Source organism: Arthrobacter sp. P1_B3, from assembly GCF_056406615.1.
Window position 1 is genome coordinate 489297 of record NZ_JBFTZV010000001.1, and the last position, 26475, is coordinate 515771.

26 protein-coding genes and 4 tRNA genes are annotated in these 26475 nt (G+C 65.6%); 23 read left to right on the forward strand and 7 right to left on the reverse strand.

Translation table 11 applies throughout. The features are described 5' to 3' along the window. Positions 1 to 41 precede the first annotated feature (41 nt). Positions 42 to 1061, reverse strand: coding sequence for a PHP domain-containing protein (locus AC1D2F_RS02295; RefSeq protein ID WP_364746985.1), 1020 nt, complete (start codon positions 1059 to 1061; stop codon positions 42 to 44). A gap of 178 nt (positions 1062 to 1239) precedes the next feature. On the opposite strand from AC1D2F_RS02295, the gene AC1D2F_RS02300 reads away from it, so the two are divergent. The 3 genes from AC1D2F_RS02300 (at position 1240) to AC1D2F_RS02310 (ending at position 1625) form a co-directional block, all read left to right on the forward strand. Continuing rightward, a tRNA-Glu gene (locus AC1D2F_RS02300) sits at positions 1240 to 1312 on the forward strand. 115 nt (positions 1313 to 1427) lie between these two features. Beyond that, positions 1428 to 1501 (forward strand) — tRNA-Asp (locus AC1D2F_RS02305). Positions 1502 to 1549: 48 nt separating this feature from the next. Continuing rightward, a tRNA-Phe gene (locus tag AC1D2F_RS02310) sits at positions 1550 to 1625 on the forward strand. Between the two features lie 247 nt (positions 1626 to 1872). Here the strand turns inward: AC1D2F_RS02310 and AC1D2F_RS02315 are convergent. The 3 genes from AC1D2F_RS02315 to tcuA form a co-directional block, all read right to left on the reverse strand. Next, complete coding sequence (locus AC1D2F_RS02315) at positions 1873 to 2205, reverse strand: hypothetical protein (RefSeq protein ID WP_476966077.1); 333 nt, start codon at positions 2203 to 2205, stop codon at positions 1873 to 1875. A gap of 291 nt (positions 2206 to 2496) precedes the next feature. Beyond that, positions 2497 to 3180 carry a GntR family transcriptional regulator gene (locus AC1D2F_RS02320; RefSeq protein WP_229993456.1) on the reverse strand — a complete coding sequence of 228 codons (684 nt, stop codon included), beginning with the start codon at positions 3178 to 3180 and terminating at the stop codon, positions 2497 to 2499. 58 nt (positions 3181 to 3238) lie between these two features. Then, the gene (gene tcuA, locus AC1D2F_RS02325; RefSeq protein WP_476966078.1) at positions 3239 to 4732 is read right to left on the reverse strand and encodes an FAD-dependent tricarballylate dehydrogenase TcuA; all 1494 of its coding nucleotides are present in this window, start codon (positions 4730 to 4732) and stop codon (positions 3239 to 3241) included. A gap of 240 nt (positions 4733 to 4972) precedes the next feature. On the opposite strand from tcuA, the gene AC1D2F_RS02330 reads away from it, so the two are divergent. The 16 genes from AC1D2F_RS02330 to AC1D2F_RS02405 all read left to right on the forward strand — a co-directional run bounded on the left by AC1D2F_RS02330 (position 4973) and on the right by AC1D2F_RS02405 (position 16738). After that, complete coding sequence (locus AC1D2F_RS02330; RefSeq protein ID WP_229993458.1) at positions 4973 to 5953, forward strand: Bug family tripartite tricarboxylate transporter substrate binding protein; 981 nt, start codon at positions 4973 to 4975, stop codon at positions 5951 to 5953. Next, positions 5950 to 6597 carry a tripartite tricarboxylate transporter TctB family protein gene (locus AC1D2F_RS02335; RefSeq protein WP_476966079.1) on the forward strand — a complete coding sequence of 216 codons (648 nt, stop codon included), beginning with the start codon at positions 5950 to 5952 and terminating at the stop codon, positions 6595 to 6597. Before AC1D2F_RS02330 ends, AC1D2F_RS02335 begins: the two co-directional genes overlap by 4 nt. After that, positions 6597 to 8105 carry a tripartite tricarboxylate transporter permease gene (locus tag AC1D2F_RS02340; RefSeq protein WP_229993460.1) on the forward strand — a complete coding sequence of 503 codons (1509 nt, stop codon included), beginning with the start codon at positions 6597 to 6599 and terminating at the stop codon, positions 8103 to 8105. The genes AC1D2F_RS02335 and AC1D2F_RS02340 overlap by 1 nt, the downstream gene beginning before the upstream one ends. 184 nt (positions 8106 to 8289) lie before the next feature. Then, a complete protein-coding gene (locus tag AC1D2F_RS02345; RefSeq protein WP_476966080.1) occupies positions 8290 to 8529 on the forward strand; it encodes a tyrosine-type recombinase/integrase in 240 nt (79 codons plus the stop codon). A 45-nt stretch (positions 8530 to 8574) separates the two neighbouring features. Further along, positions 8575 to 8663, forward strand: a tRNA-Phe gene (locus tag AC1D2F_RS02350). Between the two features lie 271 nt (positions 8664 to 8934). Next, a complete protein-coding gene (locus tag AC1D2F_RS02355) occupies positions 8935 to 9393 on the forward strand; it encodes a hypothetical protein (protein WP_229993461.1) in 459 nt (152 codons plus the stop codon). 203 nt (positions 9394 to 9596) lie between these two features. Beyond that, on the forward strand, positions 9597 to 10109 hold the full coding sequence (locus AC1D2F_RS02360) for an Asp23/Gls24 family envelope stress response protein (protein WP_476966081.1): 513 nt from the start codon (positions 9597 to 9599) through the stop codon (positions 10107 to 10109). Further along, the gene (locus tag AC1D2F_RS02365; RefSeq protein WP_229993463.1) at positions 10106 to 10297 is read left to right on the forward strand and encodes a hypothetical protein; all 192 of its coding nucleotides are present in this window, start codon (positions 10106 to 10108) and stop codon (positions 10295 to 10297) included. The genes AC1D2F_RS02360 and AC1D2F_RS02365 overlap by 4 nt, the downstream gene beginning before the upstream one ends. Beyond that, positions 10294 to 10677: a hypothetical protein gene (locus AC1D2F_RS02370; RefSeq protein WP_229993464.1), complete on the forward strand. Its 384-nt coding sequence runs from the start codon at positions 10294 to 10296 to the stop codon at positions 10675 to 10677. Before AC1D2F_RS02365 ends, AC1D2F_RS02370 begins: the two co-directional genes overlap by 4 nt. Further along, complete coding sequence (locus AC1D2F_RS02375; protein ID WP_476966082.1) at positions 10674 to 11333, forward strand: hypothetical protein; 660 nt, start codon at positions 10674 to 10676, stop codon at positions 11331 to 11333. The genes AC1D2F_RS02370 and AC1D2F_RS02375 overlap by 4 nt, the downstream gene beginning before the upstream one ends. After that, entirely contained in the window at positions 11330 to 11941 is a 612-nt protein-coding gene (locus tag AC1D2F_RS02380) for a hypothetical protein (RefSeq protein ID WP_476966083.1), read from the forward strand. Before AC1D2F_RS02375 ends, AC1D2F_RS02380 begins: the two co-directional genes overlap by 4 nt. Positions 11942 to 12090: 149 nt before the next feature. Next, positions 12091 to 13374 (forward strand): ABC transporter substrate-binding protein, encoded by a 1284-nt coding sequence (locus AC1D2F_RS02385; protein WP_229993466.1) that lies wholly within the window; start codon positions 12091 to 12093, stop codon positions 13372 to 13374. Between the two features lie 7 nt (positions 13375 to 13381). After that, positions 13382 to 14419, forward strand: a complete 1038-nt coding sequence (locus AC1D2F_RS02390; protein ID WP_364746992.1) for a carbohydrate ABC transporter permease — start codon at positions 13382 to 13384, stop codon at positions 14417 to 14419. Further along, complete coding sequence (locus tag AC1D2F_RS02395; protein ID WP_476966084.1) at positions 14416 to 15303, forward strand: carbohydrate ABC transporter permease; 888 nt, start codon at positions 14416 to 14418, stop codon at positions 15301 to 15303. Before AC1D2F_RS02390 ends, AC1D2F_RS02395 begins: the two co-directional genes overlap by 4 nt. Before the next feature lie 10 nt (positions 15304 to 15313). After that, entirely contained in the window at positions 15314 to 15568 is a 255-nt protein-coding gene (locus AC1D2F_RS02400) for a hypothetical protein (RefSeq protein ID WP_229993469.1), read from the forward strand. A 102-nt stretch (positions 15569 to 15670) separates the two neighbouring features. Next, complete coding sequence (locus AC1D2F_RS02405; RefSeq protein ID WP_364746996.1) at positions 15671 to 16738, forward strand: LacI family DNA-binding transcriptional regulator; 1068 nt, start codon at positions 15671 to 15673, stop codon at positions 16736 to 16738. A gap of 71 nt (positions 16739 to 16809) precedes the next feature. Here the strand turns inward: AC1D2F_RS02405 and AC1D2F_RS02410 are convergent, their stop codons facing one another. Together AC1D2F_RS02410 and AC1D2F_RS02415 are read right to left on the reverse strand one after the other, a co-directional pair. After that, complete coding sequence (locus AC1D2F_RS02410) at positions 16810 to 17727, reverse strand: DUF8083 family protein (protein WP_229993471.1); 918 nt, start codon at positions 17725 to 17727, stop codon at positions 16810 to 16812. Between the two features lie 30 nt (positions 17728 to 17757). Further along, complete coding sequence (locus AC1D2F_RS02415) at positions 17758 to 18564, reverse strand: exodeoxyribonuclease III (RefSeq protein WP_364746998.1); 807 nt, start codon at positions 18562 to 18564, stop codon at positions 17758 to 17760. 131 nt (positions 18565 to 18695) lie between these two features. Between AC1D2F_RS02415 and AC1D2F_RS02420 the strand changes: the two genes are divergently transcribed. The 4 genes from AC1D2F_RS02420 to AC1D2F_RS02435 all read left to right on the forward strand — a co-directional run bounded on the left by AC1D2F_RS02420 (position 18696) and on the right by AC1D2F_RS02435 (position 23085). Beyond that, positions 18696 to 20195 (forward strand): CoA-acylating methylmalonate-semialdehyde dehydrogenase, encoded by a 1500-nt coding sequence (locus AC1D2F_RS02420; RefSeq protein WP_364747000.1) that lies wholly within the window; start codon positions 18696 to 18698, stop codon positions 20193 to 20195. Further along, positions 20195 to 21295, forward strand: coding sequence for an enoyl-CoA hydratase/isomerase family protein (locus tag AC1D2F_RS02425; RefSeq protein WP_364747002.1), 1101 nt, complete (start codon positions 20195 to 20197; stop codon positions 21293 to 21295). Before AC1D2F_RS02420 ends, AC1D2F_RS02425 begins: the two co-directional genes overlap by 1 nt. Then, positions 21288 to 22232 (forward strand): 3-hydroxyisobutyrate dehydrogenase, encoded by a 945-nt coding sequence (gene mmsB, locus AC1D2F_RS02430; protein ID WP_476966085.1) that lies wholly within the window; start codon positions 21288 to 21290, stop codon positions 22230 to 22232. Before AC1D2F_RS02425 ends, mmsB begins: the two co-directional genes overlap by 8 nt. Before the next feature lie 73 nt (positions 22233 to 22305). Beyond that, positions 22306 to 23085, forward strand: coding sequence for an enoyl-CoA hydratase (locus AC1D2F_RS02435; protein ID WP_476966086.1), 780 nt, complete (start codon positions 22306 to 22308; stop codon positions 23083 to 23085). A gap of 48 nt (positions 23086 to 23133) precedes the next feature. Here AC1D2F_RS02435 and AC1D2F_RS02440 read toward each other — a convergent pair whose 3' ends face one another. Next, positions 23134 to 26313, reverse strand: coding sequence for a bifunctional cytochrome P450/NADPH--P450 reductase (locus AC1D2F_RS02440; protein WP_229993477.1), 3180 nt, complete (start codon positions 26311 to 26313; stop codon positions 23134 to 23136). Between the last annotated feature and the right edge of the window lie 162 nt (positions 26314 to 26475).

Below are 26475 nucleotides of genomic sequence, written 5' to 3' on the forward strand. Positions count from 1 at the left end.
GGTACCGGGCTGGGGCGAGACCTAAGGCATGGGTGCGGCCGCTACTTTCCGCGCCCGGACCACTCCAGCAGCCGATCCAGCGGCCAGGTGGTGACGATCCGCTCGGCGGGCACGCCGTTCGAGGCCGCGCGCTCGGCGCCGTACTGCAGGAAATCCAGCTGGCCCGGCGCGTGGGCGTCACTGTCGATACTGAAGAGGCAGCCGGCGTCCAGGGCCAGTCGGATCAGCTCGTCCGGCGGATCCTGCCGTTCGGGACGGGAATTGATTTCGACGGCCACGTTATTCTCGGCGCAGGCCGCGAATACGCGCTCGGCGTCGAATTCGGACTGCGGTCGGGTTCCCCTCGATCCCTGCAACAGCCGCCCGGTGCAGTGGCCGAGGACGTTCGTGTGCGGATCGTTGATGGCGCCCAGCATCCTCTCGGTCATGGTGCGCCGGTCGGAGCGGAGCTTTGAGTGGACGCTCGCCACCACGATGTCCAGCTGGTCCAGCAGGTCCGGGGACTGGTCCAGGGTGCCGTCCTCCAGGATGTCCACCTCGATCCCGGCCAGAAGGCTGAAGTCCCCGCCGTCCCCGTTGATGTCCGCAACAACGTCGAGCTGCTCCCGAAGGCGTTCCGCGCTCAGGCCGTTGGCGATCTTGAGGCTAGGGGAGTGGTCCGTCAAGGCGAGGTACTCCCGGCCCAACGTCCGGGCGGCGTCAGCCATGAGTCCGATCGGGGACCCGCCGTCGGACCAGTCGCTGTGGCTGTGCAGGTCGCCCCGGAGGGCGGAGCTCAGTTCTGCGCCGCCGGTCGCGAGCGGCTGCTGCCCGCGTTGCCGCAGGCCCTCAAGGTAGTCGGGTACGCCGCCGTCGACCGCCTGCCTGATGACTTCGAAGGTTCTGTCCCCGATCCCCTTCATGCTCTTCAGCCTGCCGCTGCGTGCCCGCGCCGCGACCTCGTCCGGCTCCAAGGCGCCGACAATCCCAGCTGCCTTTCGGAACGCCTGAATCTTGAAGGTGGGGGCGAGCTCGCGTTCCAGCCAGAACGCAATCTCATTGAGGGCATCAACGGCATCCATCCGTCCATCTTGCACCCACCTTGCGCCCAACTTGCACCGGCGGATGGACCGATTTTGGATAATCAGGGGGTCTGCCCTTATAGTTTTATAGTCCAGTTCGGAGGAACCCGAAAGGACAAAAACGACAGGCTTCGGCCCTTAATTTTTGCCCCGACAAGTTCAACCGGATGGCGTCCTGGCCCCCATCGTCTAGCGGCCTAGGACACCGCCCTTTCACGGCGGCGGCACGGGTTCGAATCCCGTTGGGGGTACGCAAGGAACTGGTCAAACCGGATGGAAAAGTCTGGTAGGCTAAAGGCCTTGAAAATTTGCGGTAGCGATACCGCAGACAGCAGAAAACATGCAGTACAAGCAATAAACAAGCAAGGCCCTGTAGCGCAGTTGGTTAGCGCGCCGCCCTGTCACGGCGGAGGTCGCGGGTTCAAGTCCCGTCAGGGTCGCTCTGATTGCCGGAAAAAATTCCGGCCATCAAGGTGACATGTCACCTAGGCTCTGTAGCTCAGTTGGTAGAGCGTTCGACTGAAAATCGAAAGGTCACCGGATCGACGCCGGTCGGAGCCACCAGCTAGAACCCCGCAGTTCCCAGTGTTTACACGGGAGCGGCGGGGTTTTTTCGTTGCTGCGTGAAGCCCAGGATTCAGCCTGTGTCAGCCGGAATCAGCCAAATTCTGGGACGGACCTCTGGTATCCCCTTGGTACATCGACCTGTTTCGAGAACTATTTGTGAGAACCGGGGGCCGGACGCCACTTCTCCTTTGCAGGGCTGGTTTACTGCGGCAGGTGTGACTGTTCGATGGGGATGGCGGTTTTTTCACAGCTCGGTTTGGCAGTTATAGAGAGTGGCGAGATCGTTTCGGACGCGATTCTTCGCTGGGGGTTTGGCGGTATGGCCGGCATGCGGCCGTTTGTAGACTCGCAGGCCTTCATCTTGCAGGAACATGAGTCGGCCTTTTCCTTCGTCCTGGTGAAGCCACAGAACGCTGCCGTCGAGGGCAAGCATGTCTATATTTCCTTGTGCGGTGATCTCGCCCTGACGGTAGATTTCCACGTAGTCGTATCGTGAGAGTTTGTACCAGTTGCTGATGGGTTCCGGTTTTTGGGGTGTTTCCTGCTTTGGCCCGGGCGCGTGTGGGTAGGTTGTCAAGCTCTTGTCCTTGGGTAGCCGGTTGCGGCGGATGTGAGTTGGAGGTGGCAGGGTGGCATTCCAGCCACCCTGCCTCCTTCGCGTTGGCTCTATCCCGCCCCGTCTTTCGGGTTGCCTGTTGCGGTGGCATGCAGGATTAGGGTTCACGCATGCCGGAATTGGATCCGGCGGTCGGTGGAGTCTCTGGCCCTGATGACGCGGATTCTGCGCGCTGTCTGGCGGGCTAAACGTTCGACGAGACGCGTCGCGCGGGCTTGACGGCCCGGCGCGTGCAGGTGTCGGTGGCTTGCTTTAGCGGCGGGAACCGGTCAGTGGGTGTTGCAGTGCTGTCTCTCGAAGAAGCTGCAGGCGCAGGGTACGGGCTGTTTCCATGTGTTGCCGGGCGATCTTTCCCGCTTCATCGGCGTCCTGCTGCTCGATGGCGTGTATCAGGGCCTCGTGCTCGTCCAGTGCCGCCTCCCAGCGGTTAGCGGTGGAGAGTGTGGAACGCGGTGCGTGGATGAGGTGAGTTGACAACCTATCCAGCAGGTCCTGGAGGACCGGGTTGTGGGCACAGTTCCACACGGCGGCGTGGAACTCCAGGTTGGTGGTGATCCTGGTGTGGTCATCCGGTTCTTGAAGTTCCCGGTCCCGCTGCAGCAACGCCTCAAGCCGCATCAGGTCGGGGAACTGCCTGGCACGGGCTGCCTGGCGCGCGGCCTCCTCTTCGAGGAGAATCCGCATGTCATAGATTTGGATGACCTGCTGGGGGTCCACTTGGGGAACCTGGAGGCCCCTGGCCACGCGCTCGAGGAGCCGTTCCTGCTGCAGGCGCGAGAGCGCCTCCCGGACAGGTGTCCGGGAGACGCCGAAACGCGTGGCAAGCGATGTTTCCCGAACGGCGGTGCCAGGCTGATGGACTCCGGACAGGATTTCGCTGCGCAGGGTCTGGAAGATGCTCTCTCCATCAATACGTGGAGTTGCTGTGTCCGTCACGTGGCTGGTCCTTGAGGCGTTGGAGTGGTCATCGCAGAGTGCTTGTTCGAAAGGAACTTTACGCCAGAACGCCTGCGCGCCGTCCGAAGACGCAGCCTGCAGCAAGTCCGGTGCCGCCGGGGTAGTTGGTGCTGAAGAGTCCACCGAGCATTTCGCCGGCCACGAAGAGGCCGTCGATGTGCTTTCCGTCTGCGTCCAGGACGCGGCCGTGGGTGTCGGACTTGATGCCACCGAACGTGAACGTAATCCCGCACGTGACGCCGTAGGCGTAGAACGGTCCGGTTTCGATGGGGGCGGCCCAGTTGCTTTTGACCGGTTGGGTGGTGGCCTTCCGGCCGTCCTTGATGGTGGGGTCGAACGGGACGGAGCGGTCGATCGAGTTGTTGAAGTCCGTGATGGTCTTGGACAGGCTCTCTGGGTTCAGGCCGATTTTGGCGGCCAGGTCCTCGATGGTGTCCGCGATCTCGACGGAGATGCTGGGCATGTCGTATTCCTCGCTGCGCAGCATCGGTCGCAGGGTTGCGTCGAAGATCTGGTAGGCCACTGATCCGGGCTGCTTGAGGATTTCCTTGCCGTATTTGGCGTAGGTGTAGTTCCTGAAGTCCGCGCCTTCGTCCAGGAATCGTTTGCCGTCGGTGTTTACGATGATGCCGAACGGGTAGCTTTGCCGGGTCAGCCGGTTGGTGAGCTCGCGGTTGCTCTCGTTGGTGGCCGTGAAGGCATCCCACTGGACACTGTGGCAGGTGCCCCAGTCGCCGCCCTTGGTCGCGCCGATCGCCAGGGCCGCGGCAATCATGTCACCGGTGTTGTACGGGGTTCCGCGGACCTTGGCGTTTTCCCAGCCTTCGCCCAAGTGCTCCTGGCGCCACTGGGGGTCGGACTCGAAGCCGCCGGCGGTGAGGATGACGGACTCTGCCGTCAGGCGCAGTTCGCCTTCGGCGGTTTTGACTACGACGCCGGCAACGCGGCCGTTTTCGACGACGAGGCTTTGTGCCGCGTGGCCGTAGCGGACATCGATGCCGAGCTCTGCGGCAGCCCTGGTGTGGTCCTCGATCAGGCCCTCACCGCCGCCCACGTTCCCCACATGCAGGCCGCCCCAGAAATGGTAGGACCCGTCGGCGCGCTCATAGGCCTGACGCTCGTACATCAGGCGGTACTTCAGACCCAGGCTGTTGAGCCACCGGAGGGTCGACTGGCTCTCCGCGATCAGGACCTCCGTCAGTGCGGGGTCGTTCCGGCCCTCGGTGACCTTTTCCAGGTCCGCTGCATATTCTTCAGCGCTGTAGGGGGGAACAACTGTGCGGCCGTGCCGCTCATCCGGTTCCACCAGGCCCTGCAAATCATCCAGACCGTTATGCACTATCCGGGTGGCGCCGGCGGTGTAGAAGCTGTTGCCGCCTGCCATGTCCTTTTCGCCTTTTTCCAGCAGTACAACGCGCCGCCCGCGCTCCGCTGCAGCGTGCGCCGCCGTAAAACCGGCGTTCCCGCCGCCCACCACAATCACGTCAACGCTGTCCGTAATCCGCGGTCCGGCTCCATTACCGATCGACATTGGCTGTCCTTTCACTGGTTGATGAATCCAACTGTATACAAACGTATGCATATGGCGCAAGATCGATATTGCAGATCAAAACTTGCCCGTGACTGCCATCACAGGTATAACTGTATTTCATTGTGTACAACAGTATCCCTGAGTGCTCTGAGAGTCGTGGATCACCGGGATGCGGCTGAGGCCAAGGCCCCAGCAGAGTACTTTCGCACCGCCCAACAACGTCGTTACGGAACGAGAACCATGAAAAATCCCCTACGCAATGCCGTGTTCGGCCTGGTCGTGGCCGTCGTGGCCACGCTGGCGTTCATCAATGCCGGCACGGCCGGTGGAACGAGCACGGCCCGGAACAAGCTCACCCTGATCGCCCCGGCAGCACCTGGTGGCGGCTGGGACGGATTTGCCCGTGAAGGGCAGCAGGCGCTCAAGAGCGGCGGCGTGGTCAATAACGCTCAGGTGGTCAACGTGCCCGGAGCCGGCGGGACCATCGGCCTGAGCCAGTTTGTCCAGATGCCCGGGCGCGAAGACGCCCTCCTGGCGACCGGTGGTGTGATGGTGGGGGCCATCGAACTCGGAGACAACCCGGAGTCCATGGCTGACGTTGTTCCCATCGCCCGGCTGGCCGATGACTACGCGGCGCTGGTGGTCCCGGCTGACTCTGAGTTCAAGACCCTCGACGATTTCCTGGCCGCATGGAAGCAAAACCCCGGCGGAACCTCAATCGGCGGCGGATCCCTGGGCTCGATCGACCATCTTCTGAGCGCCATGGTCGCCAAAACGGTCGGCATCGATCCTCAGGAAGTGAACTACATCGCCTACTCCGGCGGCGGTGAGGCCCTGACCTCGCTCCTGTCCCACACCACGTCCGCCGGCATGTCCGGCTACAACGAAGTCAGCGACCAGATCGAGGCCGGAACACTGCGCGCCCTGGCCATCTCTTCGGAAGAGCGGCTGGAAGGCGTAGACGTTCCCACGTTCAAGGAGCAGGGCGTAGACGCGGCGATGTCCAACTGGCGAGGATTTGTGGCCGCGCCAGGCATCACAGATGAGGCGAAAGCGGAGTTCATCAAGATCGTCACCGAGATGCGCAGCACCGACCACTGGCAGGAAGCGCTGAAGCGCAACGACTGGACGGACACCTTCACGACGGGCGAAGAATTCGAACAGTTCATCAACAACGAAGTTGCAACGGCCCAAGAAATCGTAAAGGACCTCGGCCTATGAGCATCACCCAGAACCAGCCAGAAGCAGGATCCGCCCTGGAGCCGCACGGTAAACCGAAGCGCCGCTTTGGGACAGGCCGCAGCGAATTCGTTGTCGTCGCCGTGCTTTATGCAGTGGCCATCCTCCTCACCATCGGCACCGTGACCATGCATGTGCAGGGCAAATCGGCCCCCGGACCGCAGTTCTTCCCCATCATCGTGTGCATCCTGCTGTATCTGGTGGCGACCCTGCTGGCCATCCAGATCCTCCGCTCACCGCAGATCCCTGACAATTCCATTCACCCCGGACACGGACAGTTCTCGGCGGACATGCTGCACGACCTCGGTCACCTGGGGAAGGAAGAAGCCGAAGCGTTTGACGATGCGCCATCCAAAACCCCAGCCAAAACCTGGAAGACGTACTCGGACTGGCGGACGGTCGGCCTGATGCTGGCCGGGGTCGTGGCCTTCGTCGCGCTGCTGGAACCGCTGGGCTGGATCATCAGCGCGACGATGCTGTTCTGGGTTGTTGCCTACGCCCTCGGCAGCCACCGACGATTCTTCGACATCGGCGTGGGCCTGCTCTTCTCCTCAATCATTCAACTGGCCTTCGGCGCCGGGCTGGGCCTCAGCCTGCCTTCCGGCTTCATAGGAGGGATCCTCTAATGGAACAACTCGAACTCCTCATGGGTGGCTTCGCCAGCGCCCTGACCCCCATCAACCTCCTCTGGGTGCTAATCGGCGCACTCCTCGGCACCGCCGTCGGCGTCCTGCCGGGGCTCGGCTCCGCCATGGCCGTGGCGCTGCTGCTCCCGGTGACTTTTTCACTGGAACCGACCGCGGCATTCATCATGTTCGCCGGCATCTACTTCGGCGGCCTCTTCGGCGACTCCACCTCAGGAATCCTGCTCAACACCCCCGGCCACTCCTCGGCCATCGCGTCCACGTTCGAGGGACACCGGATGGCCAAAAGCGGACAGGCGGCCAAAGCGCTTGCCACCTGCGCCATCGGAGCCTTCATCGGCGGCCTAATCGCCACCACCCTGGTGGTCTTCTTCGCCCCCACACTGGTCAAAATGGCCACGGTCTTCGGCCCGGCCGAGTACTTTGCCCTGGCAGTGTTCGCCTTCCTCGCCATCTCCGCCGTCGTGTCCGAATCCGTGATCCGCGGCATCGCAGCCCTCGGAATCGGCCTCGCCCTGGCGCTGGTCGGCATTGATGGCCCCAGCGGCACCGCCCGCTTCACCCTGGGCATGCCCCAGCTCTTCGACGGAATCTCCGTCATCGTCATCACCGTCGGGCTCCTGGCTCTCGGCGAGGTCTTCCACATCGCATCCCGCATCCACCGCGACCCGATCGCCACGCGAATCGAAACCAAAGGCCGGGCGAGGCTGAACCTCGCAGACTTCAAAAAGGCCCTCCCGGCCTGGCTGCGCGGCACCGCCTTCGGCGCCCCCTTCGGGCTGATCCCCGCCGGCGGCGCAGAAGTCCCCACATTCCTGGCCTACGGAACCGAAAAACAACTGGCCAAGCGCCGGAACGATCCGGATTTCGGCACCACCGGCTCTATCCACGGCCTCGCAGCCCCGGAAGCCGCAGCCAACGCAACGGCCGGCACCGCCATGGGCGCCCTGCTCGCACTGGGGTTGCCAACGTCGGCCACGGCCGCAATCATGCTCGCAGCATTCCAGCAATACGGCATGCAGCCAGGCCCGCTGCTCTTCGAACGAAGCGGTGACCTGGTCTGGGCCCTGCTGGCCTCACTGTTCATCGGCCTGGTCATCCTCGTGATGATCAACATCCCGTTCGCCTCCGTCTGGGCAAAGCTGCTCAGCATCCCCAAGCACTACCTCTACGCCGGCATCACCGTCTTCTCCATGCTCGGCGTATACGCGGTGAGCTCCGCAGTGCTTGATCTGTGGCTGCTGATCGCCATAGGGCTCGTCGGATTCCTGATGCGCCGCTACAACATCCCGCTGGCACCCGTTCTGATCGCAGTGATCCTCGGCCCGATGGCCGAGACTGAACTCCGCCGTGCACTGGCAGTCTCCGAGGGCAACCTGGGCATCCTGATCGACAGCCCCATCACCATCACTCTCTACCTGGTCCTGGCCGCCGCCCTCGCTCTCAGCGCCGTCCAGCACCTCCGCCACCGGGCCAGCCGGAAGGTCTAGTCACCTGAGCCGCAAACGAGGCCCCTGGCCTCTCGATTGCCCGCACGGACAATCGAGAAGCCAGGGGCCTGTCATCTTTCCGGACTGACAAAACCGCAAGCCGACCATCTGTCCTCAGTTCAAGTAAACCGGGTTCCGGCCGCTTCAAATACGACCGTTTCCGCTACAAACCACCAGGCGCGATTTGCTGCTTCGGTCCGCCGGTATCGTGCTCGAATTTGGGGACATGGACTTCCGGCCGCCGGTGTTCCATGACCTGAGGCACACCGCCGTCAGCCTGTATCTGTCCGTGACCAAGAACGTCAAGCATGTGCAGCGTATTGCCGGTCACAAGGACGGTACGACGACGATCAACACCTACGGCGCACTGTTCGATGACGACTTCTTCAAGGCTGCGGCCGGGCTGGATTCGCTGACCAAATGACGAAGTCCGAGAGCCCTCCTCTGGTAAACCTCTGGTAGCCAGAGAGGCGTCCTTGCTGCCGTTGGGATGTAAGCCCATTCAGCGTTCGACTGAAAATCGAAAGGTCACCGGATCGACGCCGGTCGGAGCCACCACTGGGAAGCATCAGTTCATTGAGAACTGGTGCTTTTCTTCTTTAACACCATCGATCGCTCCGTAACGGCCCTTCTGAAGGGTCAAAAGGGCAGTTACGGAGCAATCGACAGGGAGACGGACGGCCGCATCGACGGGGGCCGACGGCGGCGACCGGTTGGGGGCCGGGCCGCTGGCCGGACTAGACTCGCACGCTGGGGAAAGAACACCAAGGCCGTCGGAAGCCCGGTCCGGGCAGGCGGCGCAATCTCAACCGAAAAGTGATTCTGCAACGTGATTTCGAAGAATATTGCCCGTCCTCTCACCGCCGCCACCCTCCTCGCAGCCCTCGCCCTCGCCGGCTGCTCGGCACCCCAGGCCGGCAGCGCGCCGTCGTCCGCCGCGGGCCCGTCCACTGCTTCAGCCTCAGGCACGCCGAGCCCCAGCAAGACCTCCGGGCCGTTCGGCGGTTTCGCCAGCGCCGGCGAGGCCTGCACCAAGATCTCGGAGCAGGCCACCGGCGCCACGCTCCTTCCCCTCTCGGCCGCCCAAGGCAAGACGGCGGAGCTGGAACAGTTCAAAGCCGACCTGGCCGAGACGGCCGAGCGCGTTCCTGACAGCCTGAAGGCCGATTTCGCCAACCTCAAGGAAGTGGCCGTCGCGGGCGTCACCGACCAGACCGTCTTCTCCAGCGGCAAGCTCCAGGCCGCCATGGCACCCGTAACAACCTGGATCGCCACCAACTGCAAGTAGGGAGTCAGATCAGGCCACCGCCCGCATCGACTCCCGGCTGACGTCCCGCAGCTGACAAGCGGACGCCGGTCCTGCTCCGCGATGCACTTCGCCGGTTCCCACGGCCCGCACCTGCGCCGGCCGTGGGAACGGGCGCGGCAAGATTCCCCCGCGCGGCCCAAGGCAGGGACTAGGGTTGTGTCAAAGAGAAGGGGGAGTGCGTTATGGAATACCAGAATTCTCAACCCGTTGCCGGTCCCGCGGCCGGTCAGCCCGTTGCCGGTCAGCCCGTTTCGGGTCCCGTTGCCGGGCTGCCCGGTGCAGGTCTGTCCGTGCCGGCGGGCACCGGCCGCACGGTCATATCGGAAGCCGCAATCGCCAAGGTCGCGGGCATCGCCGCCCGATCGGTACCAGGGGTCTACTCGTTGGGATCAGGGCCGTCACGCGCCCTGGGTGCGATCCGCGACGCCGTCGGCAGCGCCGATCACGCAGCGGGCGTCCGCGTGGAAGTCGGCGAAACCCAGGTGGCCGTGGACATCGATCTCGTCGCGGTGTATGGTACCCCCTTGCATGCCCTCGCGGACCAGATCCGCACCGCCGTCTACTCCGCCGTCGAGGAACTGGTGGGGCTCGAGGTGATCGAGGTAAATATCGAGATCAATGACGTTTATGTGCCCGGCCCGGCCAAACCGGCCCCGTCCGCCGAGGCCCGTCCGGTCAGGGAGGCAATCCAATGAGTCTGACGGTAGTGGGAATCGCCATGGGGGCCTTTGTGGCTTTCATGTCCTTCCAGTTCGGCGTCTGGGGCTTCCTCGGTGCCCTGTTCTTCATGGGCATCGGCGCTCTCCTGGGCCGGGCCGCAGACGGGAAGCTGGACCTGCGCAGCGTGTTTGACGCCCTCACGGGCCGGCGTTCCTCCTCATGAACATGACGGCTGAAACGCCGATCCGCGGCGCCGCAATGGCCGGGCATAACCGCATCAGCACACAGGCCCTGACGAGTGTGGCGAGGGCCGCCGCGGGTGAGGCCCTCGGTGTGCCGGCGCACGATGTGCGCGCCGAGTGGTCGGACGATGACGGGCTGCTCGCGCTCTCGCTCGTCATGCCCGTCGCGGTCCCGAATCTCAGGGTGGTTCTCCGGGATCCCGGCCGCGTCGCCGGCTTCGGCGGTTCCATCTGGGAGCGTGCCGTCGCCGCCAAAGCCCAGATCCTGCGACGCGTGACCGAACTGACCGGCGCGCAGCTGAGCCGGGTGGACATCCGCATCAGCGGGGCCACCGTGCGCGGGGGAGGTCGGGTGCGTTGAGCCAGGACACCCAGAACACCGGTATCGGCTCCGGCCCGCACGACGCAGATGCGGTGGCGGGGAGCGAACCCCTGGGCTCCGGTGCCGCGGGCATGGACCGGATTCTGAAACGGGAGACGCACTCATCGCGGGCCGTCGTCTCCGTGCTGGCCGCCGCCCTGGTCATGGCGGTGTGCGGTTACGCGCTGCTTGAAACTGCGGTCCGTGCGGTCGGGCAGCCGCCGTGGCTCGTGGATCCGCAGACCGCGGCCGAGCGGGTGGTCGCGCTCCCGGCCGGAATCGGCCCGCTTCTACTGCTCGTCATAGGCGTCGTGATCGCCATAGCCGGATTGTTTTTCTTCCTCAACGCCGTGCTGCCCGGACGGCGGGCGCGCCACCTGCTCCCGGACCGCCGGGCCGCCGTCGTGGTTGACGATGAGGTGATCGCCGCGGCCCTGGCGCGCCGAGCCCGGCTGGCCGCCAACGTGACTCAGGAACAGGTGATGGTGGTCGTGTCGCGGAACCGGGTCATGGTCAACGTCCGGCCGACCTCCGGTGTGCCGCTGCGCCCGGACGCCGTCCTGGACGCTGTGCGGCGTGAGCTGCAGGAAATGGGCCCCTGGCCCATGCCGGAAGTGCGGATCCAGGTCTCCACGGCAGGGGTGGTGGGGGCATGAACAACACTCCCAGGGTCCTGAACCGCATCCTGATCGGCATCCTTGGCATCAAGCTTCTAGCCATTGGCGTGCTTGTGGTGCTGCTGGCGAGCGTCCCCGCCGTCGGCGTGTGGTGGCATGACTGGGCGGGCGGCGTCCTGAACTTCTGGCTCGATTTGTTCGAACGGACGCAGTTCCCCCGCCGCCAGGAGAGCTGGCTGTGGCTCGTCATCTGCTTTGTGCTGGTGGTGGTGCTTGGCCTGATGGTCGCCTGGATTGCCCAGCAGGGCAAGGGCCGGACCAGCCTGATCGTGGCCGAGGAGGACCCGGGCGACGTGCCGGGCAACGTCGGAATCGGCGGCGGCGTGGCGGAGCAGACGATCCGCGCGGCCCTTGCGGATCGGCCCGACCTGACCGGAGTCTCGGTAACCGCCTACGAGATCAAGGGGGAGCCGGCCCTCAAGATCCGGGTGGAGCCCCGACAGGGCGTCGCCCCGCAGGCGCTTGCCGCCGAGGTTTCTTCATTGGTAGAGGCGCTCGACGCCGTGATCGGCAAGCGCACCCCCGTCCTGATCCACATCGGATCCGGGGCACGGTCGCGGTTTGGCCGTGCCGAGCGGGTCCGCTGAGGCGGCTCCCCGACGGGGCCACGGAATCTCCTTTGCATAAAGGTTTCATGTAAACGCTTGCATTCTGCATGACGTGTTGATTACTGTGATGGTCGGCACACCATCAGTACGGCCGTTTTTCACCGGTACTCAGCGAGGAGCACTCCAGTATGAAAACCCGCAATTTCCTACTTCCCGCCGCCACGGCAGGCATTTTGGCCATCACCCTTTCGGCGTGTGGCGGCGGAGGTGGCGGCACTACCAGCGGCAGCGACGCCGCCTCGCAGGGCCTGGATGGACGCGGCCCCATCACTTACGTCCAGGGCAAGGACAACAGCAACGTGGTCCGCCCGTTGATCGAGAAGTGGAACGCTGCCCACCCGAACGAGAAGGTCACCTTCAAGGAGCAGACCGACCAGGCGGACCAGCAGCACGACGACCTCGTCCAGCACTTCCAGGCCAAGGACCCCGGCTACGACGTTGCGAGCGTCGACGTCGTCTGGACCGCCGAATTTGCCGCCAAGGGCTGGCTGCAGCCGCTCAAGGACAAGATGGCGCTGGATACCTCGGCCATGCTGAAGCCGACCGTCGAGGCCGCCTCCTACAAAGGCACGCTGTACGCGGCACCGGAATCTTCCGACGGCGGCATCCTGTACTACCGCAAGGACCTGGTCCCCACGCCCCCGAAAACCTGGGACGAGATGATGGGCATGTGCTCCATCGCCAAGACCAACAACATCGGCTGCTACTCCGGCCAGTTCAAGAAGTACGAGGGACTGACCGTCAACGCCTCCGAGGCGATTAACTCCGCCGGCGGAGCCGTGCTGGACGAGAATGGCAAGCCCAACCTGCTCACCGCGGAAGCAAAGGCTGGCATGGCCAACCTGACCAAGGCCTACGCAGATGGCGAGATCCCGAAGGAAGCCATCACCTTCCAGGAAGAGGAAAGCCGCCAGGCGTTCCAGGACGGCAAGCTGCTGTTCCTGCGCAACTGGCCCTACGTCTACAACCTGGCCACCACCGAAGGATCCTCCAAGGTCAAGGACGTCCTGGGCATGACCGCCCTCCCCGGCAAGGAAGGCCCGGGCGCCTCGTCCCTGGGCGGCCACAGCGCCGCGATCAGCGTCTACTCGAAGAACAAGGCCACCGCAGTGGACTTCCTGAAGTTCCTCACCACGGAAGAAACCCAGAAGTTCTTCGCCACCCAGGGTTCGCTCGCCCCGGTGCTCGGCAAGCTCTACGATGACCAGGAGCTCGTCGCCAAGCTGCCGTACCTGCCGGTGCTGAAGACCTCGATCGAGAACGCCGTGCCGCGTCCCGTCACCCCGTTCTACCCGGCCGTCACCAAGGCCATCCAGGAAAACGCGTACTCGGCCATCAAGGGCGAGAAGACCGTAGACGCGGCCCTGTCTGACATGCAGAAGTCCATCGAGTCCGCTAGCGCGGGACAGTAGGTCCATCATGGCAACTGAAGTAGGCCCGACGTCGGTCAAGGCACCGGCGTCGGGCGGGGCACCGATCCACCACGCACCCAAGGGTGTTGGGGAGGACAACCGCATCGCGACGCAGGGGCGCTGGGCAGCCTGGCTCCTGGCGCCGACCATCCTCGCATTGTCAGTAGTGATCGTGTACCCGATCATCACCGCCATTGTGATGTCATTCCAGAAGGATGCCGGTCTGGACCCCGCCACGGGGCTCTTCGTCGAGGGCGGCCCGGCCGGCTTCTCGAACTACTACAACTGGATCTTCCAGCAATGCCCGGCTCCGGACGGCGGGACCGTAGACTGCCCGCCGGGAACCCTCGGCGCGCAGTTCTGGTCCGCCACCGGCACCACCTTCTTCTTCACCATCGTCACGGTGGCCCTGGAGACAGTGCTCGGCTTTTGGATGGCCGTCATCATGGCACGGGCCTTCAAGGGCCGCAGCCTGGTCCGTGCAGCCGTCCTGGTGCCGTGGGCCATCCCCACCGCCGTTACGGCCAAGCTGTGGCTGTTCATCTTCGCCTTCGAAGGCATCGGCAACAAACTCTTCAACACCACCGTCCTGTGGACCGGCAGCGAATGGCCTGCCAGGTGGGCCGTGATCATCGCGGACGTCTGGAAGACCACGCCGTTCATGGCGCTGTTGATTCTTGCCGGCCTGCAGATGATTCCCGCGGAAGTGTACGAGGCGGCCAAGGTCGACGGCGCCTCAGCCTGGCAGCGGTTCCGCATGATCACCCTGCCGCTGGTGAAGCCGGCGCTCATGGTGGCCATCTTGTTCCGCACCCTGGACGCACTGCGCATGTTCGACCTCCCGTACATCCTGACGGGCGGAGCGAACAACACCACCACGCTGTCCATCCTGGTGATCAACCAGATCAGGCAGGGCTTCAACGCGGCGGCGGCTTTGTCCACCATCACATTCATCATCATCTTTCTGGTGGCTTTCATCTTCGTACGCTTCCTTGGAGCGAACGTGGTGGAGCAGCAGACCGGCGCAGGTAAGGGGAAGAAATGACCGCCGCGACCGAACTACGCGCAGAGCAGGACCGGGGGCGGAAGGTCGCGCAGAACCGCGAGAAGTGGGCTCAGGGACGCACCTACATCAGTGCGGTCGTGATCCTCTTCTGGTGCCTCGCTCCGGCTTACTGGATGGTGGTGACGGCGTTCCGCGACGTCGGCTACACCTACGACACTTCGATCCTGCCGACCCACGTGACGCTGGACAACTTCAGGACGGCATTCGATACGTCCTTCGGCAACCACTTCGGCCAGGCGCTGCTCAACAGCTTGTTCATCGGCACCGTGGTCACCCTGGTTTCGCTGGTGATTGGCGTGTTTGCCGCCTATGCCCTGGCCCGCCTGAACTTCAAGTTCAAGTACCTCGTGCTGGGCTTCATCCTGGGGGCTTCCATGTTCCCGGGCGTCGCCCTCATCACGCCGCTGTTCCAGCTGTTCACGAACATCGGCTGGATGGGCACCTACCAGGCCCTGATCATCCCGAACATTTCGTTCGTGTTGCCGCTGACGGTCTACACCATGACGTCCTTCTTCCGGGAGATGCCGTGGGAGCTCGAGGAATCGGCGCGCGTGGACGGCTGCACGCAGGGACAGGCGTTCCGGAAGGTGATCATGCCGCTGGCCGCCCCGGCCATCTTCACGACGGCCATCCTGGCGTTCATCTCCTCGTGGAATGAATTCCTGATCGCCAGCCAGCTCTCGTCCGACGCAACGCAGCCGGTCACTGTGGCCATTGCCAGCTTCGCCGGTGCGCAGCCGAACCAGATTCCGTACACCGCGATCATGGCTGCAGGCACCATTGTGACCATTCCCTTGGTCATCCTGGTGCTCGTGTTCCAGCGTAAGATCGTTGCGGGCCTCACCGCCGGCGCGGTTAAGTGACTGCGGCGCCATGACTGACGAGCAGAACCAGGGCCACGTGCCGGCGACGCGTCGAAAGGTGCGTTCCGGCGAGGACTTCGACATCATTATCGGGTTCCTGGGCTTCTGGGCCGTAGTGCTGCTGGTGGTCACCGTCTGGATGGAGGTGACCGCCCAGCCGGCCCTCTTCTGGGCCCTGGGTCTGCTCGCCATGCTGCTGGCCCTCTACGGCATGATCCGGCTGCGCCGGCGCTTGCCGCGCCGGACCGCCAGCCGGCGCGCCTAGGCAGCCCAGGGGCCAGGACTATTTATCCGCCGCGGCGAGGCGGGTGCAACACGTCTGCGGGCAGCCGACCGGCTTCCGCGGACCGTCAACAAGGGGACACAAGTGGCACGGACAGAAAGGGCGCAGCGCGGCGGCCACTCCGGCGTCAGCATTGAGGATGTTGCCGCCGCTGCCGGCGTATCCACGGCCACCGTATCCCGGGCCGTCCGCGGTTTGCCCCGCGTTTCCCCGGCAACGCGGGAGAAGATCCTCGGCATTGCCGAATCCCTGGGCTACGTCGCCTCGTCCTCGGCGTCGGGCCTGGCGACGGGCCGGACCAAGACCATTGGGGTGCTGGCACCGTTCGTCAGCCGCTGGTTCTTCTCCAAGGCCATCGAGGGCGCCGACCGGGAACTGCACTCCCGTCAGTACAACCTTTCCCTCTTCAACCTCGGCGGCCACGGCAGCAACCGTGAGCGGCTCTTCAGCAAGACCATGGTCTACAAGCAGATCGACGCACTGCTGGTCCTCTGTATGGCGCTCACCCACGAGGAAATCGAGCATCTCCAGAAGATCGATATTCCGCTGGTGGTGGTGGGCGGCCATGTCGAGGAGTGTCCCTACATTGGCATTGACGACTACGCCGCGGCCGCGACCGCAGTCCGCCACCTGATCGGGCTGGGCCACACCGACATCGCGCTCCTGCACGGCGATGACGAAACCGACCTCAACTTCGACGTCCCCAGGGTCCGGATCCAGGCCTTCCACGACATCATGCGCGAGGCCCGGCTGCCCGCCCGGGCCGAATGGGACGTGTGGGGGGACTTCACCGTTCGCAGCGGCCAGGAGGCGTTCCGGCGTCTCTGGGCCGCCGACGGGTCCAAGCCCACAGCAATCTTCTGCGCCTCGGATGAGATGGCCATGGGCGTCATCTTCGAGGCGAGCAAGGCCGGTGTGCGCGTCCCGGAGGATTTGTCGGTCATCGGCATCGATGACCACGACTTCGCCGAGGCCATGGGGCTCACCACGGTCGGGCAGCGGCCGGACCTGCAAGCCGAACTCGGCACCAAGATGCTGCTGGACGAGCTCGACGGAATTGCCGGGGCCGTTCAGTCCGCCGTGGCGCCGCACCGGCTGATTGTGCGGACCACGACGGCGCCGCCGCTGCCTAAGTCCGCTCGGCTCCGCTAGCGACGGTGTTCGGCGGATCAGCTGTGTCAGCTGTCCCGCGCCCGCCGCAGGGGGTTGCGGGCCGGTGAGGCCTAGGAAGCGCGGGCCAGCTGGCGGATCGGCACCCAGCGTGAGGCCAGCCGGCGGTAGGCCGCGGCGGCGCCGGTCATGTCGCCCTCCGCCAGGCACTCGATGCCGAGGCGCACGTCCAGGGGCGAATCGTCCGGATAGACCTTGTCGGCCACTCCGCCGTAGTCGAGTTCCACGGCCGAATCCGGGTGGAAGAGCTCAAGCCATTCCGTGAGCTGGGTCAGGTCCTCGAGCATGTCGAGATCAGGTGCGGCGAGGGCCAGGTGCGCCACCGCGTAGCTCACGCGCTCCAGTGCCTTGCCGATGCCCGCACGGATGCGGACCGTCACGATGTGGCCCTCGGATTCGACGACGTCGGTCGGATCCGATTCCTGGAAGAGGCAGAACCAGCTGAAGGGAATGCCCCACGTGGACGCCCGGGTATGGACCCGGCTCAGGCCATCGTGGGCCCGCACCTCATCAATGCGTTCCTGGTGCTTGTCCCGCTGTTCTTCCGGGATCAGGAGCTGGGCCAGGGGCCCGTGGATGCCTTCCATCAGGGCATTGGCGGCCAGCCCGGCGCGGAGGACCATCTGGCTGGGGCAGTACAGCAGCCGGTCGGCCTGGGGTGCGGCGGAAGTCCCGGGACCGGACTCGGCGTCGTTGTGCGCTGCGCCGGACGGCGCCCGCCGTGCCGGGGCCGGGACAACGCGGACGAGGTCGGTCCGGCCGGTGGGAAACGGGTCCCCGTCGGACCGGGTGATGCGGCCGAGGGACGCCAGGAGCTCGGCGTTCTCCACAGCAGCGCGGGACGCCTGCCCGGCGCCGGCGGCCCGCAGGGTTTCCTGCTGCTTCTCGGGGAACGCCTCGAGGGGCTCATAGATCCGGAGCGCGGAAGAGAACGGCAGTCCGGCCTGTCCATGGTAAATGTTCCCCGTCATTGGATCACGACGCTTCCTGGGCGGCAGCCATTAGTCCGCCAGTTCCGCAAGCACCGGGGCGTGGTCTGAGGCGCCCTTGCCCTTGCGCTCTTCGCGGTCGATCATCGCACCGGTGACCCGTGCCGCCAGGGCCGGGGAGGCAAGAATGAAGTCGATCCGCATTCCTTCCTTTTTCGGGAAGCGGAGCTGCGTGTAATCCCAATAGGTGTAGACGCCAGGTCCCGGGGTGTGCGGGCGGACCACATCCTGGAAGCCGGCCTCCTCAAAGGCGTGGAAGGCGGCCCGCTCGGGCTCGCTGACGTGCGTGAGGCGCTCGGCGCGGAAGTAGTCGATGTCCCAGACGTCGTCATCCTGGGGTGCGATATTGAAATCGCCCATCAGCGCAATCTGCGCCTCGGGGTCCTCCTTTACCCAGGTGCCCGCGTGGGTTTTCAGGATGTCCAGCCAGTTGAGTTTGTAGGGCATGTGTTCGTCGTCGAGGGCGCGGCCGTTGGGGACGTAGAGGCTCCAGACCCGGACACCGCCGCACGTGGCGCCGATGGCGCGGGCCTCCTGCACGGCGTCCTTGCCGTTCTTGCCGAACACAGGCTGGTCCAGGAAGGTGCGTTCGACGTCGTCCAGTCCCACGCGGGAGGCGATCGCGACGCCGTTCCACTGGCTCAGGCCGAAGTGTGCCACCTCGTAGCCCATGCTCTCGAAGAGCTCCCAGGGGAAGTTCTCGTCCTTGCACTTGGTTTCCTGGATGGCCAGGACGTCACAGTCCGTGCGCTGAAGCCAGGCCTCCACGCGGTCGGCGCGGGCGCGGAGCGAATTCACATTCCAGGTAGCTATCTTCACAGTCCCTAACTTACCGAACTTGGCCCCCGGACGAAGCCGCCAGCGGATTCTGTCCTCTGGAAATTAGTAGGAAGTCCGAGTATATTCGGCTGCAGAGATGATCTAGGTCACATGCAAAGGAGCATTCGGTCATGGTTCGAGAACTATCCCATTACATTGACGGGCAGCGGGTGGACGGCACCTCCGGCCGGTTCAGCGATGTGTTTGATCCCTGCACCGGCGAGGTCCAGGCCCGGCTGCCGCTGGCCAGCGCAGAGGAAGTGCGCAATGTGATTGCCAGCGCGGAAAAGGGGCAGGTGGAATGGGCCGCGATGAACCCGCAGCGCCGCGGCCGGATCCTGCTCAAGTTCGTGGACCTGGTCAACGAGCACATGGACGAGCTCGCGACCCTGCTGTCCTCCGAGCACGGCAAGACCTTCCTCGATGCCAAGGGTGACATCCAGCGCGGCATCGAAGTGGTCGAGTTTTCCGCCGGTGCCCCGCATCTGCTCAAGGGCGAGTTCTCGGACAACGCCGGAACCGGCGTCGACGTGCACTCGATGCGCCAGCCCCTCGGCGTCGTTGCCGGCATCACGCCGTTCAACTTCCCGGCCATGATTCCGCTCTGGAAGTCCGGGCCGGCGCTGGCCGCCGGCAACGCCTTCATCCTCAAGCCCTCCGAGCGTGACCCCTCCGTGCCGCTGCGCCTGGCCGAGCTCTTCACCGAGGCGGGCCTCCCCGACGGCGTCTTCAACGTGGTCAACGGGGACAAGGAGGCCGTGGATGCGCTGCTGGAGGATCCCCGGGTTCAGGCCATCGGGTTCGTCGGCTCCACACCCATTGCCCAGTACATCTACGCCACCGCCGCAGCGAACGGCAAGCGCGCCCAGTGCTTCGGCGGCGCCAAGAACCACATGGTGATCATGCCCGACGCGGACATGGACATGGCAGCGGACGCCCTGATTGGGGCCGGCTTCGGCTCCGCTGGCGAGCGCTGCATGGCGATCTCGGTAGCCGTTCCGGTCGGCCGGAAGACCGCGGATGTCCTCGTGGAGAAGCTGCAGGCGCGGATCGCCGGCCTCAAGGTCGGCCACAGCCTGGCCAAGGATTCCGACTTCGGCCCGGTTGTGGCGGCCTCCGCGAAGGAGCGGATCGAAGGCTACATCGCCTCCGGCGTCGAGGAAGGAGCCAGCCTCGTGACCGACGGCCGCGGCCTGAAGGTGGAAGGCTATGACGGCGGCTTCTGGGTCGGTCCCACGCTGTTCGACAATGTCACGAAGGACATGAAGATCTACAAAGAGGAGATCTTCGGCCCGGTCCTCAGCGTGCTCCGCGCCGAAGATTACGACGAAGCCCTCCGGCTCTGCAGCGAACACGAGTTCGGCAACGGCGTGGCCATCTTCACCCGCGACGGCGACGCCGCCCGCGACTTCGCCAGCCGGGTCCAGGTGGGCATGGTGGGCATCAACGTCCCCATCCCCGTGCCGATCGCGTACTACACCTTCGGCGGCTGGAAGGCCTCCGGATTCGGCGACCTCAACCAGCACGGGGCCGACGCCTTCCGCTTCTACACGAAGACCAAGACGGTCACCAGCCGCTGGCCATCCGGCATCCGCCAGGGCGCCAGCTTCGTCATGCCGGAAGGCAGCTGATGGGGGCGGAGGCTGCGCAGGAAGCGGCCGGCGAGGCCTTGAGCGAGGAAGTCCTGTTTGAACGGCGCGGCCGTCTGGGCGTCGTGACCCTCAACCGGCCCGCGGCCGTCAACGCCCTGACGGCCGCGATGGCCGCCGCGATGCTGGAACAGCTCACGCTCTGGGCCGACGACGACGCGATCGCCGCGGTGCTGGTCCGCGGCGCCGGCGACCGGGGCCTCTGCGCCGGCGGCGACATCGTCGCCATCTACCGGGACATGCTCGACGGCGGGGACGCCACCGCGGACTTCTGGGCCGACGAGTACCGGCTGAACCTGCTCATTTCTGAATACCCCAAGCCGTACGTGGTGTTCATGGACGGGCTGGTCCTGGGTGGCGGCGTGGGGATCTCGGCTCACGGCTCCGTGCGGATCGTCACCGAACGCACGCGCACTGGAATGCCCGAAACGACGATCGGGTTCGTGCCCGACGTCGGCGGCACGCTGCTGCTCTCCGGCTCGCCGGGGGAGGCCGGCACGCATGCGGCCCTGGCCGGCGCCCACCTGAGCGGCGCGGACGCGCTGTTCCTGGGTCTCGCCGACTGCTTTGTGCCCTCCGCCGCCCTGGCTGAACTGGCGGTGGCACTCGAGACCGAGGCGGTGGAAGCCGCCGTCGCCCGGTTCGCCGAACCGGCTCCGCAGTCAGTCCTCGCCGGACAGCAGGATTGGATTGACGCCTGCTACTCCAGCGACGACGCCGAGGAGATCCTGCGCCGGCTGCGCACGGTGGGCGGGGAGGCCGCTGGCGCCGCGGACACTATCGAGGCCAAGTCGCCGACGGCGGTGAAAGTGGCACTGGAGTCCCTGCGCCGCGTCCGCGGACTGGGCCTGGAGCAGGCACTGGAGCAGGAGTACCGCGTGGGCCTGCGCTTCCTCGCCGGGCCGGACTTCCGCGAAGGGATCCGCGCCCAGGTGGTGGACAAGGACCGCAATCCCCGCTGGAAGCCCGCCACTCTCGCGGAGGTCACCGAAGCGGACGTCGCGGCCTACTTCGCCCCGCTGGGCGGGCGCGAACTGACGCTTTCTCCGAAGGAGAAGAACATGGAGAAGAACAATGTCTGAAGCAGGAGCCTCTGTTACCGGCACCATCGCCTTCCTGGGCTTGGGGCACATGGGCGGCCCGATGGCCGTCAACCTGGTCAAGGCCGGCTATCGGGTGACCGGCTTCGACGTGGTGCCGGCGGCCCTGGACGCCGCACGGGAGCACGGCATTCCAACCGCCGGGACGGCAGCCGAGGCGGCGGCGGGCGCCGCCGTCGTGCTGACCATGCTGCCCAGCGGCAAGCACCTCCTCGATGCCTACCGCGGGACCGGCCGTGCGCCCGGCCTGCTTGAACTGGCCGCCCCGGACACCATGTTCCTGGACTGTTCCACGATCAACGTGGACGAGGCCCGCGAGGCCGCCGAACTCGCGGTCGCGGCCGGACACCGTGCCGTCGACGCCCCCGTATCCGGAGGCGTGGTGGGGGCAGAGGCCGGCACGCTCACGTTCATGGTCGGTGCCCTCCCCGAGGACTTCGAAGCCGTCAAACCTCAGCTGGAAGTCATGGGCAAGCGCGTGGTCCACTGCGGCGCGCACGGTGCCGGCCAGGCGGCCAAGATCTGCAACAACATGATCCTGGGCGTCTCGATGATCGCTGTCAGCGAGGCCTTTGTGCTTGGCGAGAAACTCGGGCTGACCCACCAGGCACTGTTCGACGTCGCCTCCGCCGCCTCGGGACAGTGCTGGGCGCTGACCACCAATTGCCCCGTGCCCGGACCGGTCCCGACGAGCCCCGCCAACCGGGACTACCAGCCCGGCTTCGCCGGGGCGCTCATGGCCAAGGACCTCAACCTGGCCCTGAACGCGCTCCAGAGCACCGGCGTCGCGGCCCGTCTCGGCCCGCTCGCCGCCGAAATTTACGATACCTTTGCCGCGGAAGGCGGTGCCGGCCGGGACTTCTCCGGCATCATCACCGACATCCGGGACAAATCAGAAGCCGGCACGGCCGGGGATTAGTCCCGGACCGAAGCCACACGCAGAAACAGAACCAGAACCAGCACCAGACGAGCACCACCGAAGGGGACCACTCATGACGGAACAGTACGCGAACATCCTGGTGGAGCGCCGCGGCCGCGTGGGCCTCGTGACGCTCAACCGGCCTGACGCCCTCAACGCCCTGAACAAGGCAACGATGGACGAGCTGGTGAAGGCCGTCACCGGGATGGACGCGGACCCGGCGGTCGGTGCCGTGGTGGTTACCGGTTCCGCGAAGGCCTTCGCCGCCGGCGCGGACATCAAGGAAATGCAGTCCAAGGGCTACATGGACATGTACGCGGCGGACTGGTTCCGCGGCTGGGAGGACTTCACCCGGCTCCGCATACCCGTCGTGGCAGCCGTGTCCGGCTTCGCGCTGGGCGGGGGCTGCGAGCTGGCGATGATGTGCGATTTCATCATCGCCGGGGACAATGCCAAGTTCGGCCAGCCGGAGATCAACCTCGGCGTGCTCCCCGGCATGGGCGGCTCACAGCGCCTGACCCGCGCTGTGGGCAAGTCCAAGGCGATGGACATGATCCTGACCGGCCGTTTCATGGACGCCGAGGAGGCCGAACGCGCGGGCCTGGTGTCCCGTGTGGTCCCGGCCGTGGACGTCGTCGAGGAAGCGCTGAAGGCTGCCGAGGTGATCGCCTCCAAATCCAAGCCCGTGGCGATGGTGGCCAAGGAAGCAGTGAACGCGGCGTTTGAGACCGGGCTTGCCCAGGGCGTGCTGTTTGAACGGCGCGTGTTCCACTCGCTGTTCGCCACCGAGGACCAGAAGGAAGGTATGGCAGCCTTCACGGAGAAGCGGCAGCCGGAGTTCAACCACCGCTAGTTAGCTGCCGGCGAGGGCGCGGCGGCGCCAAAAGCCGGTACGTCGGCATCACGTGAAGATGTCGGCCACGTACCTGCCATGCGTGCGTTCAACTTCATCCATCCACGCCTCGGCCTCCTCCTTGGAGGCACCTGTCGCTTCCTGGTAGATGAGGGCGCACGTGTCCCGGACCTGCGGCGCCATGTTCTTGCCGTCGCCGCAGACGTAGACCGTGGCGCCCTGCCGGACCAGCTCGACGACGTCGGCCCGGTCTGCCCAAAGCCGGTCCTGGACATATTTCAGGCCGTCTTCGGGGGCGGTGGAAAAGACCGGCCGCAGATCGAGGTTGGCCTGCTCGGCCCACGACGCAAGTTCCGCGCGGTAGAGGAAGTCGGTGTCCGGGGCCCGGCAGCCGAAGAACAGCAGGGCAGGCGCCGGCGTCGTGTCCTCGGCTTCGGCCCGCAGCGCCCGGTCCTGGACGAATCCGCGGAAGGGTGCCAGCCCGGTCCCTGCACAGACCATGATGAGCGGGACTTCCAGGGACGGTGGCGGGTGGAATGCCGCGTTCGAGGGCCGGACAGTAACCGCCACCCTTGACCCGGGCCTGGCCTGGGCGAGGTAGGTGGAAGAGGCGCCTTCGAAGACGCCGCGGCCCGACCACGCCGGAGCCTCGATGACGGCGAAGGTCAGGGTCGCGTGGTCGGGGCTCCAGAGCGGGGACGAGGAGATGGAGTACCGCCGGGGGGTCAGCTGAGTCAGCAGTTGCAGGAACGAGGTGAACGAGAGCTGGCATGACGGATACGTCTCCAGCAGATCCAGGAGGGAGACCCGCTTGTCGAGAATCTCGGCCGCGTACCGCCCCCGGTCCTGGGCCAGGGCCTCGAGTTCGGCGCGGTGGGCAGGATCCGCCGCGACATCAGCCAGGTCCTCGAGCTGGGTGCGGGTGGCGGGGACCGCGAGTTCCACGTAGCTGCTCAACAGTTCGCCCACGGCCACAGGCGCACTGGTGGGCAGGAAAGTGTCCCCGCGCTCCATGCTCAGCTGGACGTGCGAGTCGTAGTCGAGGTTGAAATGGGCCAGTGCGCGCTGCACGAGGGCGCTGGGGTTCAGCGGCAGCACGGCCAGGTAGTCCCCGGTCCGGTAGCTCATTCCCTCGGGCAGTGCGATCTCGACATGCCGCTTGGACCGGGCGCCGGGCTTGGCCAGATCGACCAGTTCCCGGTTCGCGACGACGGTACCGAGTGCCAGCCCGTTCTGGCGCAGCAGCGGATCCCGGACGTTGCCGATGAACTGGAGTTCCAGCTGGGGCTGCGCGGTCGGCGGGCTGGTCCTCTGCCCCAGGGCGGCGTCCACCGCGGGCCAGAACCCCGCGTACCACTCGTCAAAATCGCCGAAGAAGTCGCCGCGGGCGTTGGCTTCGCCGCGGTCATAGATCCGTGTCGCGCCGGCAGCCTCGAACCGGGCGTCGATGGCCTTGGGCACCTCCTGGTACGTTCGCGCCCAGTCCTTGTTGCCGTTGCCGAAGACCGTGTACCGCACCCCGGCGAGGCTGCCCGGCTGCAGGCCTTCGGTCCAGGCCACGAACTTTCGGGCGTTGTCCGGCGGCTGGCCCTCGTAGGAGGACGTTACGACGGTGACGAGGCCCCCCGTCGGCAGCCCGCCGGCCGCCTCGTCGAGCGGACCGATGGTGGGGCTGTAGCCGCGCCGTCCGGCGTCGTTGGCGATGCGCTGGGCGAAGTCCTTGGACGTGCCTGCGTTGGAACCGTAGAGCACACGAATCGGGACGCCGTTGGGCGCGGCGGCCGCCGCGGCCGCTTCAGCCTGCGCGGCTTGTTGGACGGCGGCCGGGGGTCCGGCTGCGATCGTGACGTCCCGCCTGCGCACGTGGATGAACAGCCCCTCAGGCTTCATCGTCAGCGTGTGCTTGATCTGAAGTTCATAGCCCGGGTCCGCCGCCGTGACCTCGAAGCGCTGCAGGAGCTTGGCCAGGAACAGCATGGCCTCCTGCAGGGCAAATCCCCGGCCGATGCAGGAGCGCTGCCCGTTGCCGAAGGGCTTCCAGGCATTGGCAGGGATTTCTGCGGCCCGAACAGGTGAGAATCGGTCCGGATCGAAGATCCCGGCGTCCTCGCCCCAGGCCGCCTTGTCCCGGTGCAGCTGCGGGATCAGGACCATAATGGGCTGGCCTGCCGGGACCTCGTAGCGGCCGCCAAGCGTGGTGTCCTCAAACGGGGCGACGTTGAAGGCCGGGGCGGTGGGCCACAGCCGGAGCGTCTCCTTGAGGATCTGGTCCAGGTACCCCAGCCGGGGCAGGTGCTCGAACCGGGCGCTCTCGGTGCCGAGGACCTCGTCCACCTGGGCGCGAGCCTTGGCCAGGACATCCGGATGGCGCAGCAGTTCGTAGAGCGCAAAGGACAGCAGGCCGCTGGTGGTCTCATGCCCGGCCACCAGGAAGGTAACCATCTGGTAGCGGACGTTTTCCTCGCTCAACCGCTCGCCGGTCACCGGGTCCGCCGCATTGAGCATGGTGTCCAGGATGTCCTCGCTGCCAGCCGGGCTGGGGTTGCGCCGCCGGTCGCTGATCATCTGGTCGGCGACCTCGAACATCAGGGCATGGTCTTCCTCGAGCTGGTGGCGTTTGCGCAGCATGATCTTGTTCTGGACCGGGAGCCTGCGCGCCCGGTCCCCGGATTCGACCAGGCCGCGGACCATGGCCCCGACGAAGGGATGCATGTCTTCCCGGTAGAGGCTGTTGAAACGGTAGCTGAACGAGCACAGGGCAATGGTGTCCAGGGTCAGCCGGGTGGTGTTGTCCGGTACATCGATCCGGGCCGCGGGGCCGAGTCGCTCCCACTTCAGCAGCAACTGCTCGGCGATGTCGTCCATGCCGTTGAACATCCGCTTCAGCGCCGCCGGCCCGAACGCCGGCATCAGGATCCGGTGCGCTTTTTGCCAGTTTGGTTCTTCTGTTCGTGCGGTGAACAGTCCGTCGCCGATGAAATCCCGCACCTGCCGCAGGGAAACGCCCAGTACCTTGCCGAACCGGGACTCGTCGCAGACTTCGTTGACGAGCTGCTGGGACGAGATGGCGATGATGCTGCGGTTGAAGAACTGGATGCGGACAATGGGGCCGTACCGCTCGGCCACCTCGACTATTCCCAGGATTCCCTTGCTGGAGTCGATGTCGGCCAAATTGCCGACCACCGGCTTCGTGGGAGGCTGCGGTATGGGGATGCTGGGCGAAGTCATGGCCCCTCCTAGGCGATCGCCAATCGACGCTCTGTGAGCACTAATTGCTGCCTGGCCGGACGGCACCGTCCGGCTCCGAACCACGATACTCCCGTCAGATTCCGGGCAAAATAGGCACCCATCAAGGCGGGGCGGGTGATTCTCATGTGACAGGTGGTGCCA

What these genes read in the sequence shown, in the direction of transcription:
- AC1D2F_RS02410 (WP_229993471.1), bottom strand. Translation starts at nt 17,727, where the DNA reads ATGACGGGGAACATTTACCATGGACAGGCCGGACTGCCGTTCTCTTCC.
- AC1D2F_RS02395 (WP_476966084.1), top strand. Translation starts at nt 14,416, where the DNA reads ATGACCGCCGCGACCGAACTACGCGCAGAGCAGGACCGGGGGCGGAAG.
- AC1D2F_RS02335 (WP_476966079.1), top strand. Translation starts at nt 5,950, where the DNA reads ATGAGCATCACCCAGAACCAGCCAGAAGCAGGATCCGCCCTGGAGCCG.
- AC1D2F_RS02385 (WP_229993466.1), top strand. Translation starts at nt 12,091, where the DNA reads ATGAAAACCCGCAATTTCCTACTTCCCGCCGCCACGGCAGGCATTTTG.
- AC1D2F_RS02390 (WP_364746992.1), top strand. Translation starts at nt 13,382, where the DNA reads ATGGCAACTGAAGTAGGCCCGACGTCGGTCAAGGCACCGGCGTCGGGC.
- AC1D2F_RS02425 (WP_364747002.1), top strand. Translation starts at nt 20,195, where the DNA reads ATGGGGGCGGAGGCTGCGCAGGAAGCGGCCGGCGAGGCCTTGAGCGAG.
- AC1D2F_RS02330 (WP_229993458.1), top strand. Translation starts at nt 4,973, where the DNA reads ATGAAAAATCCCCTACGCAATGCCGTGTTCGGCCTGGTCGTGGCCGTC.
- AC1D2F_RS02435 (WP_476966086.1), top strand. Translation starts at nt 22,306, where the DNA reads ATGACGGAACAGTACGCGAACATCCTGGTGGAGCGCCGCGGCCGCGTG.
- AC1D2F_RS02400 (WP_229993469.1), top strand. Translation starts at nt 15,314, where the DNA reads ATGACTGACGAGCAGAACCAGGGCCACGTGCCGGCGACGCGTCGAAAG.
- mmsB (WP_476966085.1), top strand. Translation starts at nt 21,288, where the DNA reads ATGTCTGAAGCAGGAGCCTCTGTTACCGGCACCATCGCCTTCCTGGGC.
- AC1D2F_RS02370 (WP_229993464.1), top strand. Translation starts at nt 10,294, where the DNA reads ATGAACATGACGGCTGAAACGCCGATCCGCGGCGCCGCAATGGCCGGG.
- AC1D2F_RS02295 (WP_364746985.1), bottom strand. Translation starts at nt 1,061, where the DNA reads ATGGATGCCGTTGATGCCCTCAATGAGATTGCGTTCTGGCTGGAACGC.
- AC1D2F_RS02360 (WP_476966081.1), top strand. Translation starts at nt 9,597, where the DNA reads ATGGAATACCAGAATTCTCAACCCGTTGCCGGTCCCGCGGCCGGTCAG.
- AC1D2F_RS02365 (WP_229993463.1), top strand. Translation starts at nt 10,106, where the DNA reads ATGAGTCTGACGGTAGTGGGAATCGCCATGGGGGCCTTTGTGGCTTTC.
- AC1D2F_RS02420 (WP_364747000.1), top strand. Translation starts at nt 18,696, where the DNA reads ATGGTTCGAGAACTATCCCATTACATTGACGGGCAGCGGGTGGACGGC.
- AC1D2F_RS02440 (WP_229993477.1), bottom strand. Translation starts at nt 26,313, where the DNA reads ATGACTTCGCCCAGCATCCCCATACCGCAGCCTCCCACGAAGCCGGTG.
- AC1D2F_RS02380 (WP_476966083.1), top strand. Translation starts at nt 11,330, where the DNA reads ATGAACAACACTCCCAGGGTCCTGAACCGCATCCTGATCGGCATCCTT.
- AC1D2F_RS02340 (WP_229993460.1), top strand. Translation starts at nt 6,597, where the DNA reads ATGGAACAACTCGAACTCCTCATGGGTGGCTTCGCCAGCGCCCTGACC.
- tcuA (WP_476966078.1), bottom strand. Translation starts at nt 4,732, where the DNA reads ATGTCGATCGGTAATGGAGCCGGACCGCGGATTACGGACAGCGTTGAC.